Annotated in this window: 13 protein-coding genes; 6 read left to right on the forward strand and 7 right to left on the reverse strand. The window is 68.8% G+C overall.

From position 1 onward, the window contains the following. The first annotated feature begins 25 nt into the window (after positions 1–25). The gene (locus tag DX912_RS13505) at positions 26–1,090 is read left to right on the forward strand and encodes a patatin-like phospholipase family protein (protein ID WP_115843116.1); all 1,065 of its coding nucleotides are present in this window, start codon (positions 26–28) and stop codon (positions 1,088–1,090) included. Between the two features lie 216 nt (positions 1,091–1,306). On the opposite strand, the gene DX912_RS13510 is transcribed toward DX912_RS13505, so the two are convergent. Together DX912_RS13510 and DX912_RS13515 are read right to left on the reverse strand one after the other, a co-directional pair. Beyond that, complete coding sequence (locus tag DX912_RS13510) at positions 1,307–2,437, reverse strand: fatty acid desaturase family protein (RefSeq protein ID WP_115843319.1); 1,131 nt, start codon at positions 2,435–2,437, stop codon at positions 1,307–1,309. A 16-nt stretch (positions 2,438–2,453) separates the two neighbouring features. After that, positions 2,454–3,551, reverse strand: a complete 1,098-nt coding sequence (locus DX912_RS13515; RefSeq protein ID WP_115843118.1) for a ferredoxin reductase — start codon at positions 3,549–3,551, stop codon at positions 2,454–2,456. 113 nt (positions 3,552–3,664) lie between these two features. Here DX912_RS13515 and fabR point away from each other — a divergent pair, with 113 nt between their 5' ends. Further along, positions 3,665–4,315: an HTH-type transcriptional repressor FabR gene (fabR, locus tag DX912_RS13520; protein WP_115843321.1), complete on the forward strand. Its 651-nt coding sequence runs from the start codon at positions 3,665–3,667 to the stop codon at positions 4,313–4,315. Here fabR and DX912_RS13525 read toward each other — a convergent pair whose 3' ends face one another. Further along, positions 4,316–4,792, reverse strand: a complete 477-nt coding sequence (locus DX912_RS13525; RefSeq protein WP_115843120.1) for an Lrp/AsnC family transcriptional regulator — start codon at positions 4,790–4,792, stop codon at positions 4,316–4,318. 121 nt (positions 4,793–4,913) lie between these two features. On the opposite strand from DX912_RS13525, the gene phhA reads away from it, so the two are divergent. Then, a complete protein-coding gene (gene phhA, locus DX912_RS13530) occupies positions 4,914–5,807 on the forward strand; it encodes a phenylalanine 4-monooxygenase (protein WP_115843122.1) in 894 nt (297 codons plus the stop codon). A 151-nt stretch (positions 5,808–5,958) separates the two neighbouring features. Here the strand turns inward: phhA and DX912_RS13535 are convergent, their stop codons facing one another. Both DX912_RS13535 and DX912_RS13540 read right to left on the reverse strand, forming a co-directional pair. Then, entirely contained in the window at positions 5,959–7,374 is a 1,416-nt protein-coding gene (locus DX912_RS13535; protein WP_115843124.1) for an FAD/NAD(P)-binding protein, read from the reverse strand. Positions 7,375–7,507: 133 nt separating this feature from the next. After that, positions 7,508–8,377, reverse strand: a complete 870-nt coding sequence (locus tag DX912_RS13540; RefSeq protein WP_115843126.1) for a DUF2306 domain-containing protein — start codon at positions 8,375–8,377, stop codon at positions 7,508–7,510. Here DX912_RS13540 and DX912_RS13545 point away from each other — a divergent pair. Further along, a complete protein-coding gene (locus tag DX912_RS13545) occupies positions 8,376–9,479 on the forward strand; it encodes a sensor histidine kinase (RefSeq protein WP_115843128.1) in 1,104 nt (367 codons plus the stop codon). The genes DX912_RS13540 and DX912_RS13545 overlap by 2 nt on opposite strands. After that, the gene (locus DX912_RS13550; RefSeq protein WP_115843130.1) at positions 9,476–10,108 is read left to right on the forward strand and encodes a response regulator transcription factor; all 633 of its coding nucleotides are present in this window, start codon (positions 9,476–9,478) and stop codon (positions 10,106–10,108) included. The genes DX912_RS13545 and DX912_RS13550 overlap by 4 nt, the downstream gene beginning before the upstream one ends. Positions 10,109–10,110: 2 nt before the next feature. Here DX912_RS13550 and crcB read toward each other — a convergent pair whose 3' ends face one another. Beyond that, positions 10,111–10,491: a fluoride efflux transporter CrcB gene (gene crcB, locus DX912_RS13555; RefSeq protein ID WP_115843132.1), complete on the reverse strand. Its 381-nt coding sequence runs from the start codon at positions 10,489–10,491 to the stop codon at positions 10,111–10,113. Positions 10,492–10,623: 132 nt separating this feature from the next. On the opposite strand from crcB, the gene scpC reads away from it, so the two are divergent. Continuing rightward, positions 10,624–12,135: a succinyl-CoA:acetate CoA-transferase ScpC gene (scpC, locus tag DX912_RS13560; protein ID WP_115843134.1), complete on the forward strand. Its 1,512-nt coding sequence runs from the start codon at positions 10,624–10,626 to the stop codon at positions 12,133–12,135. An 85-nt stretch (positions 12,136–12,220) separates the two neighbouring features. Here scpC and DX912_RS13565 read toward each other — a convergent pair whose 3' ends face one another. Then, positions 12,221–12,898, reverse strand: a complete 678-nt coding sequence (locus DX912_RS13565; protein WP_115843136.1) for a helix-turn-helix transcriptional regulator — start codon at positions 12,896–12,898, stop codon at positions 12,221–12,223. Between the last annotated feature and the right edge of the window lie 70 nt (positions 12,899–12,968).

The following is a 12,968-nucleotide window of genomic DNA, read 5'->3' on the forward strand; positions in this document are numbered from 1 at the left end:
CCACCAATCCTTCTTTCCCGTGTCCATGACCCCGCTCCGTTCGCTGCGCCCGCTCCTGCTCGCTTCCCTCGCCGTCCTGCTCGGCGCCTGCGGAGGCGAGGCCGTGAAGCCGACTCCGCCGCCGGCCGTCGTCGCGCCTGCCGCACCGGCGCCGAAGGTCCGCATCGGCCTCGCGCTGGGTGGCGGCGCGGCGAAGGGCTTCGCGCACATCGGCGTGATCAAGATGCTCGAAGCCAACGGCTTCCAGCCGGTGGTCGTCGCCGGCACCAGCGCGGGCAGCGTCGTCGGTGCGCTCTACGCCAGCGGCATGGACGCCTTCGCGATGCAGAAGACGGCGTTCTCGCTGGATGAGGCGCAGATCCGCGACGTCAGCCTGTTCTCCGGCGGCGTGGTCAAGGGCCAGAAACTTCAGGACTACGTGAACCAGCTGGTCGGCGGAAAGAGCATCGAGCGCATGCGCATGCCGTTCGCGGCGGTGGCGACGAATCTGGAAACCGGCGACCGCACCGTGTTCGTGCGCGGCAACACAGGCCAGGCCGTGCGCGCGTCGAGCAGCATTCCGGGCGTGTTCGAGCCGGTGGCGATCGGCAAGTTCCACTACGTCGACGGCGGCGTCGTGAGCCCCGTGCCGGTCGATGCGGCGCGCCAGCTCGGCGCCGACCTCGTCATCGCGGTCGACATCTCCAGCAAGGCCAGCGGCAAGAACCCGGGCAGCATGCTGGGCAACGTCAACCAGTCGATCACGATCATGGGCCAGAAGCTCGGCGCACAGGAACTGGCGCGCGCCGACGTCGTGATCCGCCCGAGCGTCAACGAAATCGGCCCGGCGGATTTCGAGCAGCGCAACAACGCGATCATGGAAGGCGAACGCGCCGCGCTCGCGGCGATGCCGCAGATCCGCGCAAAGGTCGCGCAATGGCAGAAGGCGCGTCAGGACGAGGCGGTCGCCGCACGCCGGCAGGCCGATGCGAAGGCCGAGCAGGCGAAGCTGCGCGCGTTCTGCGAGGAAGAAGACCGCAAGTGGATGTCGAAGCTGCGCCGCGATCCGCAGTGCAAGGCGCTGGCGGAGCAGGGTGTGCTGTCGCGGTGAGTCCTTGAGCCCTTGGTCTCAAGCCCCTCTCCCTCCGGGAGAGGGGTTGGGGTGAGGGTGGGGACGCGCGATGGGGCTCGCGTTCGCGGTGCGCTTCTTTTCAATCGAAGCAAAGAAACCAGTGTTGCCAAGCGACGGCATGTCACGGCGACCGCTTCGTTGCCCCTCACCCCAACCCCTCTCCCGAGGGGAGAGGGGCTCAACAGCTTAGAACGCTTAAGCCGCTTCGCTAGCCGCCACCAGCGGCGCAACACGCCGCGGCCGGCTCGGGAATGCATGCCGCACGATGCGCCAGACGACCTGGCCGAACTGCTTCGGCAGCGAGCCGGTGTTGTAGTGCTGGCCGTAGCGCTTGCAGATTTCGCGCACTTCCACCGCCATCGCGGCGTAGCGGTTGGCCGGGACGTCCGGGTAGAAGTGGTGTTCGATCTGGTGGCTCAGGTTGCCCGACAGCACGTCGATCAGCCAGCCGCCGCTGATGTTCGACGAACCGCGCAGCTGGCGCAGGTACCAGTGGCCGCGCGATTCGTTGCGCACGCAGTCCTTCGGGAACGTCTCCGCCTCGGCGGTGAAATGCCCGCAGAAGATGATCGTGTACGTCCACAGGTTGCGGATGATGTTCGCCACGACGTTGCCCAGCAGCACCGGCAGGAAGAACGGGCCGGCCAGCGCGGGGAACACGACGTAGTCCTTCACGATCTGCCGCGCCATCTTGCGGCCCACCGGCTTGAACATGCGCCACATCTGGCGGTGCGAGACCTTGCCGTGGATCCAGCGGCCGAGCTTGAGGTTCTGGATCGCCACGCCCCACTCGAACAGCAGCGCGAACACCACCGCGATCACCGGCTGCATCAGGTAATACGCGCGCCAGCGCTGTTCCGGGAAGATGCGCAGCAGCCCGTAGCCGATGTCGTCGTCCAAGCCGCGCACGTTGGTGTAGGTGTGGTGGCGGAAGTTGTGCGTGTGGCGCCAGTTGTCGGCGGTGCCGACGATGTCCCACTCGTACGTCTTGCCGTCCAGGTGCGGGTCGCGCATCCAGTCGTACTGGCCGTGGATGACGTTGTGGCCCAGCTCCATGTTCTCCAGGATCTTCGACAGGCCCAGGATCAGCGCGCCGAGCACGCACGCCGGCCACAGCAGCGCCGGCGCGAACAGCAGCGAGAAGGCGCCCAGGTATAGCAGGCCGCGACCGGCGACTTCGGTCCAGCGGACCCACGCGACGATGGAGCGGATGTAATTGGCGTCGCGCTGGCCGAGCGTGGCCACGGTGCGCTTGCGCAGGTCGTCGAGTTCCGCGCCGAAGCGGTCGAGTTCTGCCGGGGAAAGTGCGCGATTGCGGAACGTCATGTCGGTGCGGCTCAACTTACAGGTCCAGTTCGATGTCGCCCGCGGCGGCGCTGATGCACAGGCGCAGCGCGGACGCGGGTTCGGTGCGGATCTCGCCGGTGGCGAGGTCGCGCGTGGCGCCGGCGGACTTGCCGCAGGCGCAGGTGTTGCAGATGCCCATGCGGCAGCCGGACGCCGGCTTGATGCCCTGCGCTTCCAGCGCCGTGAGCAGCGACTGCCCGCGCGGCACGGTCAGCGTGCGGCCGCTGCGTTGCAGGGTGACGACGGCTTCGCCGCTGTCCTCGAACGAGCGCGCGGGCGGCGTGAAGGCTTCGGCGTGGAAGCTGCGGGCGCTGCCTTCCAGCAGCGCGCGCGCCGTGTCGACGAAACCCGACGGACCGCAGGCGTAGACGCGGCGCTGCGCGGCGTCCGGCACGAGCGCGGACAACTGTGCGGCGTCGAGGCGACCGGCCGGTTCGGCGCCGGCCTCCCCTTCGCGTGTGAGCAGGCAGTGCACTGCGAACTCCGGATGCGCGTCGGCCAGGGCGAGCAGTTCGTCGGCGAAGCACAGTTCCTCGCGGGTGCGCGCCCAGTACAGCAGCGTCACCGGCGCGGGCATGCCACGCGCCGCGTGTTCGCGCACCAGCGCCATCAGCGGCGTGATGCCGCTGCCGGCGGCGAGCAGCAGCCAGCCGGCGTCGTGGGCGTCCGGCCAGGTCATCTCGCCGAACGCCGGACCGATATGGAGGACGTCGCCCACGCAGGCGTTGTCGAACAGGTGCGCGCTGAGCTTGCCGCCTTCCACGCGCTTGACCGTGATCGCCAGCAGGCCGTCGGCGCGAGGCGCGGCGCTCAGGCTGTAGCTGCGCGTGACCGAAGTCCCGTCGATCTCCGCGCTGACGTTGACGTGCTGGCCGGCGCGGAAGCCGCGCCAGTGGCGGTTCGGGCGCAGCACCAGCGTCACGGCGTCGCGCGATTCGGCGCGGCGCTCGACGATGCGGGCCAGCGGGCGGTCCCACGTCCACGTGCGATCCAGGCGCTGTGCCCAGAAGTCGAAGACGCTCGGGGCGACGCAGGCGTGGATCAGCCGGCGCAGACCGCGCGGGCGCTTGGAGGAACGGAGAACGGCACTCATGGGTTGAACTATACAGACACGCGCACAGATGTGTATACGACTGTATATTAAATCCCCGATATGATGCCGGACCGATCGCCGCCGTGCCCGCCGCCTTGAGCCCAACCACCCACATTCCCGCCGATTCCGAGCACATCGCGGGTCGAAAGTCGGCGATCTCGCGCGAAGACCTGCTCGCGGCGGCGCTCAAGCTGATCGGACCGCATCGGAGCGTCTCGACGCTCAGCCTGCGTGAAGTCGCCCGCGAGGCCGGGATCGCGCCGAACAGCTTCTATCGCCAGTTCCGTGACATGGACGAACTGGCCGTCGCGCTGATCGATCTTGCCGGCGTTTCGTTGCAGAAGATCATCGAGGCCGCCCGGGTGCGCGCCGCGATCGACCGCAGCGCCGTGCGCGGCGCGGTCGAGGCGTTCATGGAACAGCTCCGCGCCGACGACCAGCTGCTGCATGTCCTCCTGCGCGAAGGCACCGCGGGCTCCGACGCCTTCAAGCATGCGGTCGACCGCCAGCTGAGCTTCTTCGAGGAAGAGCTGCGCATCAGCCTCATCCAGATCAACGCCGCCCAGGGCGTGACCCTGCGCGAGCCGGCGCTGGTCGCCAAAGCCATCACCCGCCTGGTGTTCGCGATGGGCGCCACGGCCGTCGACCTGCCGCGCGAGAAGGATCCGGAACTGGTCCGTCAGCTCACGTTGATGGTTCGCATGATCATCGCCGGTTCGCGGACGTTGGCCGAAGAAGCCCGCAGCTTGCGCGGGCAGGGCTGATCAACGCGCCGGCAGCGGCATCCCGCCGGACGCCTTCACCGTCCGTAGCACGAAGCTCGAATTGACGTCGGCGACGCCCGCCTGGGTGAGCAGCCGGTCGAGCAGGAATCGCGAGAAGTGCTCCAGATCCTGCACGACGATCTGCAGCAGGTAGTCCATGTCGCCGGTCAGCGCATGACAGGCGACGACCTCGTCCCACTGGTTCACGAAGGTCGCAAAAGCGGTGATCGCGTCGGCATCGTGCCGGGAGAGCTGCACCCGGACGAAGGCTTGCAGGCCCAGTCCAAGACGCTCCGGGTCCACTTCGGCCCGGTAGCCAGCGATCACGCCTTCCCGCTCCAGCCGCTGTACGCGGCGCAGGCAGGCTGATGCCGACAGGTGGACGCGCTCGGCCAGCTCGGCGTTGGTCAGCCGGCCTTCGCGCTGGAGTTCGGCCAGGACGAGCAGGTCGGTGCGATCGAGTTCCACGGCGGCCATGGATTGCGCCTATTCCTGATCTGACGCAAGGATATTGCGCCGTACGCCGTCACAGACGCAACAACGCAAGCCCATTGCGCCGTCTGGCCGCTACAGTCGAAGTTCGACTCAGGAGCACGGCATGAACCTCGGCACCCCGAACCGCGTGGAACACCAGATGACCGACAAGGGTTACGTGCCGGTCTACACGACGGCGGTCGTCGAGCAACCCTGGGCAAATTACACCGCCACCGACCACGAGGTCTGGAGCACGCTGTTCAAGCGCCAGCGCGAAATCCTCGTGGGGCGCGCCAGCGACGAATTCCTGCGCACGCAGGAAGCGATGGGCATGACGCCCGATCGCATCCCGAAGTACGACGATCTCAACCGGATGCTGCGCAAGGCGACGGGTTGGGAGCTGGTCGGCGTCGAGGGCCTGCTGCCCGAACTGACCTTCTTCGACCACCTCGCCAACCGCCGTTTCCCGGTGACGTGGTGGATCCGCAAGCCCGAGCAGCTGGACTACCTGGCCGAGCCTGACCTGTTCCACGACCTCTTCGGCCACGTTCCGCTGCTGATGAACCCCGTTTTCGCCGACTACATGCAGGCCTACGGCCGCGGCGGCGTGAAGGCGCACGGCATCGGCCCCGACGCGCTGGTCAACCTGACGCGCCTGTACTGGTACACGGTGGAATTCGGCCTGATCAAACAGGACGACGGCCTGCGCATCTACGGCAGCGGCATCGTGTCGTCGAAGGGCGAGTCGATCCACTGCCTCGACAGCGCCGCGCCGAACCGCATCGGCTTCGACCTGGAACGCATCATGCGCACGCAGTACCGCATCGATACCTTCCAGAAGACCTACTTCGTCATCGACAGCTACGAGCAGTTGATGGAAGCGACGCGTCCGGACTTCACGCCGATCTACGCATCGCTCGCGAAGCAGGACTCGATCCCGGCCGGCAACGTGCTCGACACCGATACCGTGTTCAACCGCGGCACGGGCGAGGGCTGGGCGACGGGCGGGGACGTCTGACGCCCGAGATGTAGATTCGTCATTCCCGCGAAAGCGGGGACCCAGCGACTCTCACGCTCTCCCGATTACAACCGGGCATCGGTGATCGCACGCTGCGAGCCTGGGTCCCGGCCTCCGCCGGGATGACGTTCGTTGGTGGTGAAAGCGAATGTCACGGCCGAGCCAGCGCCTCCATCCCGCGCCGGATTCCGACGCTCGCCTGCCGTTCCTGCGAGCTGAGCAACTGCTTCGCAAGCGCCCGCGCGGCGACACGCAGTTCCGGCACCGCCGTGATCTCCCACAACTGGGCGCGCAGCAGCGGCCCCAGCGCGTAGAGCCCGCGCACCGGTGCGCCGCTGCCGTCGAGCGCTTCGTATTTCGTCGATGCCTCGATGCCGAGGCCCAGTGGATCGGCGGTGATGAGGCCCGAGTCGCGCAGCTGTGCAATCAACGGATGGCTCGTGCGATCGACGTCCGTATCGAAGCCGGTCGCGCGCACCACGACATCGAACTCCTCGCGACTCGCATGCGAGAAGCCTCGCTCGCGGATGAGCACTTCCACCGCCTCGCCGGTTCGCCGCGCACGCAGCAGCCGGCCGGCGCGAATGCGGAGGCGACCGCGCACGCGCAGCTCCTCGATCTCGCGCGAGAGCGTCGGCGCGAGCCGATGACGCAGCACTTCCCAATGCGAGCGCAGGTGGCGCAGGAACTGCGCGCGCTGCGGCGACGGCAGGCCGCGCCAGAAGCCCTGCAGGTACGGACGCAGCGCATCGATCAGGCTGCGCCAGTCCGGCACGATCGGCGTCAGCGCGCGAAGCGCACGCACCAGTTCGCGAAGATCGTGCGTGTTGATCGCGTGCAGCACCGTCGGCGGGAGCGCGATCGGCGCCGCCGGTTCGTCGGTATGCGATTGCGGCAGCAGCCCGTGGCGTGACAGCGCGGTGATCGGGCCGCGATGCCCGCGACGATGCAGCGTCGCGACGACATCCGCCATCGTCAGCCCCGTGCCGATGATCAGCACGCGCTGGTTCGGCGCGATGTGGTCGATGGCGCCGATGCCGTCCAGCCCGTTCTGCCACGGCCACGCGATGTAGCTCGGATGCACCGCCAGGCGCGGCCCGATGCCCGCCAGCGGCTGCGGCGGCAGCGCGCCGACGGTGAGCACCACGCGGTCGCTGTCGAAATCGGATCCGTCGGCCAGATGCACGCGGAACGCCGGGCCTTCGCGGTCGATCGCGATGGCTTCCTGTGCGATGCGGTTGAAGCCGCCCAGCGACAGCTGCGAGGCGGCGTTCAAGCGCGAGTGCAGGTACTCGCCGTACACCAGGCGCGGCAGGAACGTCGTCCGCGCGCGCTCGGTGAGGTTCAACCAGTCGGCGAATTCGCCCGGATGGTCCGCAGTCGCGCCGAGGTCGCGGGCGCGCACGTTGAGCAGGTGCTCGGGACGCGCTTCGCCGTAGGCCACGCCGCGCCCGAAGCTTTCGGGCACGCCGACCAGCTGGATGTCCACGTCCGACGACGCCGCGCGTGCCAGTTCGGTGGCCAGTGCGCAGCCGCTGAAGCCGGCGCCGATGATGCTGATCCGCATGTCGCTTCCCTCCGGGTCGTCGTGCGCCTATTGGTAGGCGATCGCGGGACGGCGGAAGTAAACGGTGGGTTACGCGCGGTGCGATTTCACGCAACGGTTCGTCAGCCCGACATAACCGAACGGAATCTGGCCTTCACGCGTTCTGCGTGCGCGGCGGGGTCGCTACTGCTTTCGACGCCGGGCGCGGCTTCCAGCGGCGGTCCAGGATCACCTTGGCGACGATCGCCACCGCCAGCGGACCGAACCACGACAGGTAATGCAGCGCCGTGCCGTTCGCCGACGGCAGCAGGCGCGGCAGGCCGATGCCGAGGAAGGCGATGTGCGTGGCGATGCCGTTGCCGATCATCGCGGTGTAGTGCTGCGTCATCCACCAGCGCGGCGTCTTCGCGAAGGTGTCGCGACGAACGCGACGGCGCAGCATGTCGAAGCCCGTGAACAGCCCGACGGCCGAGAATCCCATCAGCAACGGCGCGCCGGCCTGGATCCCCAGCGCGAGCACGCCCGCACCCGATAGCAACGACAACGCGCCGAACGCGACGTACACCGGGCCGACGAAGCGCTGCGGCGCCGCCTTGTCGCGGATCGCCCGCCACGACACCCACACGCCGGTGCTCGTGATCACCACCAGGTACGCGAGGAACGCCGCTGTGACGACATGGCCGTCGATCCAGCGCGTGATCGCCATCGGCGCACCGGTGATGACGATGCCGACCATCGCCAGCAGGTACACGCGGCCGGTGTTGCGGTGCGCCGGCGTGCCCTTGCGCAGCAGGCCGGCGGTCCAGAAGGTCACGAGGGCGACGGCGCCCACGAGGACGTGCACGGCGACGAGCATCTGGTAGGCGGTCATGGCGGCGTTGATCGGGAAGAGGGTGTGGACACACGATGCGCGCCGGCGCGCGCCGGCCGCAGTGCCCGCGGTCATCGCCTCGACCTGCCGGAAGTCACTTTCGTCGCCCGATCCATTGCGCGCGCCGCCGGGGCGGTCGCAGCATGTGGCCATGAACGAACGCGTGCGCTCGCTGCTCCAGCCCCTGAACCTCGCCGGCCTCTTCACGCTGGTCGCCGTCGGCATGGCGTTCCGCTGGATGCCCGGACACCTGTTGCCATGGGCCATCGCGCTGCTCGCGACGTACGCCTTCCTCCTGCTTTCGTGCGAGATCTGGCCCCGCCAGGCATGGCTTCGCCCGGTGCAGCTGACGCTGATGCCGATCATCGCGCTGACGCTGGTGTGGCTGGATCCGCGCCCGTCGGTCGCGCCCGTGCTGCTGGTGGTGTGGACGGCGGTGATGGCCACCGCCACGCCGCTGCGCATCACCGCGCTGGCGGTCGTCGTCGCCGACACGGGCTTCTGGCTCGTGCTGCGCGATGACGGCCACCGCGCGCCGCTGACGGTGGTGATGATCCACATCGGCTTCCAGCTCTTCGCCGCGCTTTGCGCGTGGTACGCGGTGAGCGCCGAGCGCGCCCGCGACCGGCTCGCGCTCGTCAACGCCGACCTGCTTGCCACGCGCGCGCTGCTGGCCGACAGCGCGCGCGACAACGAGCGGCTTCGCGTCGCGCGCGAGCTGCACGACGTCGCCGGCCACAAGCTCACGGCGATGACCTTGAACCTGCGCGCGCTCGCGGCCGATCCGGCCTTCGCCGGTCGGCCGGAAATCGCCATCGCGCAGCAGCTGTCGACCGAACTGCTCAGCGACATTCGCGGCATCGTGCAGGCGATGCGCGACGAGCGCGGCCTCGACCTGGGCACCGCGTTGCGCGCGCTCGCGGCGCCGATGCCACGGCCCTCGCTGCGGCTGCACGTGGCGCAGTCGGTGCACGTCACCGATCCGGCCACCGCCGAAGCAGTGCTGCGACTGGTGCAGGAGGCGCTCACCAACAGCGCGCGCCATGCCGATGCCGACATCGTGCAGGTGTCGTTGGACTGCGAAGGCGACCGCCTGCGCATCCGCGTGGAGGACGACGGCCAGGTGCGTGGCGCGATCCGCGAAGGCAATGGCCTGTCGGGCATGCGCGAACGCGTCGTTGCCGCCGGTGGACAACTCGCCTTCGGACGCTCCGAGCGCGGCTCGCTGCGCATCGACGCGAGCCTGCCCGCATGACGTCGCTGCGCATCGCCCTGGCCGACGACCAGGCCATTGTCCGCGCGGGACTGCGCGCGTTGCTCGAACGACACGGCATCGCGGTCGCCTTCGAGGCGAACGATGGCACCGAGCTGCTCGAACGCCTCGCCGAATCGCCCGTGGACGTCGTGCTCAGCGACATCCGCATGGCGGGCATGGACGGCATAGAAGCGCTGCGCCGCCTGCGCGAACGCGGCGACGCGACGCCGGTGCTGCTGCTCACCACGTTCGACGAGAGCGAACTGCTGTTGCAGGCCACCGAGGCCGGCGCGCAGGGATTCCTGCTCAAAGACGCCGCGCCCGAGGATTTGCGCGAGGCGATCGCGCGCGTCGCGGCCGGCGAAACGCTGCTGCAGCCGGTCAGTACCGATCCGGTGCGCGCGCGCTACCAGTACCACCAGCAGGAAGCGCCGCGCGAGCACTTCACCGAACGCGAGGTCGCGATCCTGCGGCTGCTCGCCGGCGGGTATTCGAACAAGGAAATCGCCCGCGCGATGTTCCTCGCCGAAGGCACGGTGAAGAACTACGTCTCGGTGATCCTGGAGAAGCTCGGCACCCGCGACCGCACGCGCGCGGTGCTGAAGGCGATCACGCTGCGGGTGATCTGACGTCAGCGCGTCAGCATCCTTACCGTCCAAAGCCCCAGGCCCGTCATCGCGAGCGACCCGAGCAGGTGCATCGCGATGGTTCCGAACGCCCACCCGTAGGCCTGCTTCTGCAGCAGGTCGACGGTCTCGGCGGAGAAGGTCGAGAACGTCGTCAGCCCGCCCAGGAAGCCCGTGATGACGAACAGCCGCCATTCGGGCGACAGCTGCGGCATCTGCGCGAAAGCCGCCACGGCCAGGCCGATGAGGTACCCGCCGATCAGGTTCGACGCGAGCGTACCCAGGGGCACCGCGTGGTGCGCCGGATTCAGCCACAGGCTCAGGCCCCAGCGCGCCCACGCGCCCAGGGCGGCGCCGGCGGCGATGGCGATCAGGGCAAGCGGCATGCGGCGTCTCCGGCGGGGCGTCGCCACGCAGGGTAAGCGCTCGGCCAGCCCGGGCAAACAAGCCTACATCGCGGAAAGCCGGACTGGACAGGCAGGTCTAGACTTCGGATTCCCCCGATCTACGTCGCCCCCATGAACGACCGCATCCGCCACGCCGGCCTGCGCGACAAGCGCATGTCCGCCGAGAACGCCGCCGCCCTCATCCAGCCCGGCATGACCGTCGCGATGAGCGGCTTCACCGGCGCCGGTTACCCGAAGTCGGTGCCACAGGCGCTGGCGACGCGGATCGAGAGCGCGCACGCGCGCGGCGAGGACTTCCGCGTGAAGGTGATGACCGGCGCGTCCACCGCGCCCGAACTCGACGGCGTGCTCGCCCGCGCGCAGGGCATCGAGTTGCGCCTTCCGTACCAGTCCGACCCGCACCTGCGCGAGCGCATCAACGCCGGCGACCTGCACTACATCGACATGCACCTGAGCCACGTCGCGCAGCACACGTGGTTCGGCTTCTTCGGCGCGGTGGACGTGGCGGTGATCGAAGTGACCGCGATCACCGAGGACGGCCACCTCGTGCCGTCCTCGTCGGTGGGCAACAACAAGACGTGGCTGGAGCAGGCCGACCGCGTGATCCTCGAAGTGAACCGCTGGCAGCCGGCGGCGCTGGAAGGCATGCACGATGTCTACTACGGCACCGCGCTGCCGCCGAACCGCAAGCCCATCCCGCTGCTGCATCCGGACGACCGCATCGGCGAGCCGTGGCTGCGCTGCGATCCGTCGAAGGTCATCGCGGTGGTAGAGACCGATGCGCCGGATCGCAATTCACCGTTCACGCCGCCGGACGCGACCTCGCGCGAGATCGCCGCGCACCTGCTCGACTTCCTCGCGCACGAAGTCCGCCGCGGACGCCTGCAACCGCAGCTGCTGCCGTTGCAGTCGGGCGTGGGCAACATCACCAACGCCGTGCTCATGGGCCTGGGCGAAGCGGGCTACCGCGACCTCACCGCGTTCACGGAGGTGATCCAGGACGGCATGCTCGACCTGCTCAAGCGCGGCGTCGTGCGCGTGGCGTCGGCGACGTCGTTCTCGCTGAGCCCGGCGGCGATCGACGAGTTCCTCGACCACGTCGACTATTACCGCGAGCGCATCGTGCTGCGCACGCAGGAGATCTCCAACCATCCCGAGCTCGTGCGCCGCCTGGGCTGCATCGCGATGAACGGCATGATCGAGGTCGACCTGTACGGCAACGTCAACTCCACGCACGTCGCCGGCACGAAGATCATGAACGGCATCGGCGGCAGCGGCGACTTCGCGCGCAACGCGTACCTGTCGGTGTTCATGTCGCCGAGCACGGCGAAGAACGGCGCGATTTCCTCCATCGTCCCGATGGCCAGCCACGTCGACCACACCGAGCACGACGTGATGGTGATCGTCACCGAACGCGGCATCGCCGACCTGCGCGGCCTCTCGCCGAAGCAGCGCGCGCAGCGGATGATCGACGGCTGCGCGCATCCGGATTACCAGCCGATGCTGCAGGACTACTTCGGCCGCGCCTGCCGCGAAAGCTTCGGCAAGCACACGCCGCACCTGCTGGGCGAGGCGCTGTCTTGGCACCAGCGGTTCGTGGAGACGGGGTCGATGCGGAAGTAGGGCTGCGTCGTGCGCACTGCCGTCATCCCGGCGAAAGCCGGAATCCAGGCACGTAGCGCCGGAAGTCCGGCTCCCGGATGACGCCTTACCCCTGCACCGCCTTCATGTACGCCGCCAACCCGCGCTCGCGCGTTTCCACGAACGTTTCGCCCGTCGGCGCGTAATCGACGATGCGGTCGGGGCGGAAGTTGCGGAAGTCGCCGCGCAGGCGGCACCACGCGCCCAGCGTCCAGCTGCCGCCCCAGAACGCCAGGCACAGCGGTTCGATTTCCCGCGCCGTCGTTCGCGAATCGTTGTCGCGATAGTTCATGCGCAGCACCAGCGCGCTGGTCACCGCCGCGTGCAGGTCGTCGATGAGCCCGCTGTTTTCCAGCCGGTCGACTTCCGGCGCGAAGATGCGCGTGCGATCGCTGCGTTCGCGCAATTCCGGCGGCAGCACCGCTTCGATCTTCAGCAGCGCCGCTGCGGCTTCACGTCCGAGCCGGTTGCCGCCGAAGGCACGCACGAACCGCGTGCCGACGACCAGTGCTTCGAGCTCGTCGGGCGTGAACATCAGCGGCGGGATGTCCGAACCCTTGCGCAGCAGGTAGCCGACGCCCGCTTCGCCTTCGATCGGAACGCCGGAGCGCTGCAGGTCGGCGACGTCGCGGTACACCGTTCGCAACGAGACGCCGAGCTCCTGCGCCAGTCGTTGCGCGGTGATGGCAGAGCGGCGTCCACGCAGGGCATGGATCAGCAGGAAGAGGCGGTCGGCGCGGCGCATGCGCCATGATCGCGCGCCGCCCTGCCGCACTCAATGTGCCGTGCGACCTGGACGCCGGCGTATGGCGCGA

Origin of the sequence: Lysobacter soli (assembly GCF_003382285.1) — a bacterium.
Lineage (GTDB): Bacteria > Pseudomonadota > Gammaproteobacteria > Xanthomonadales > Xanthomonadaceae > Lysobacter_J > Lysobacter_J soli.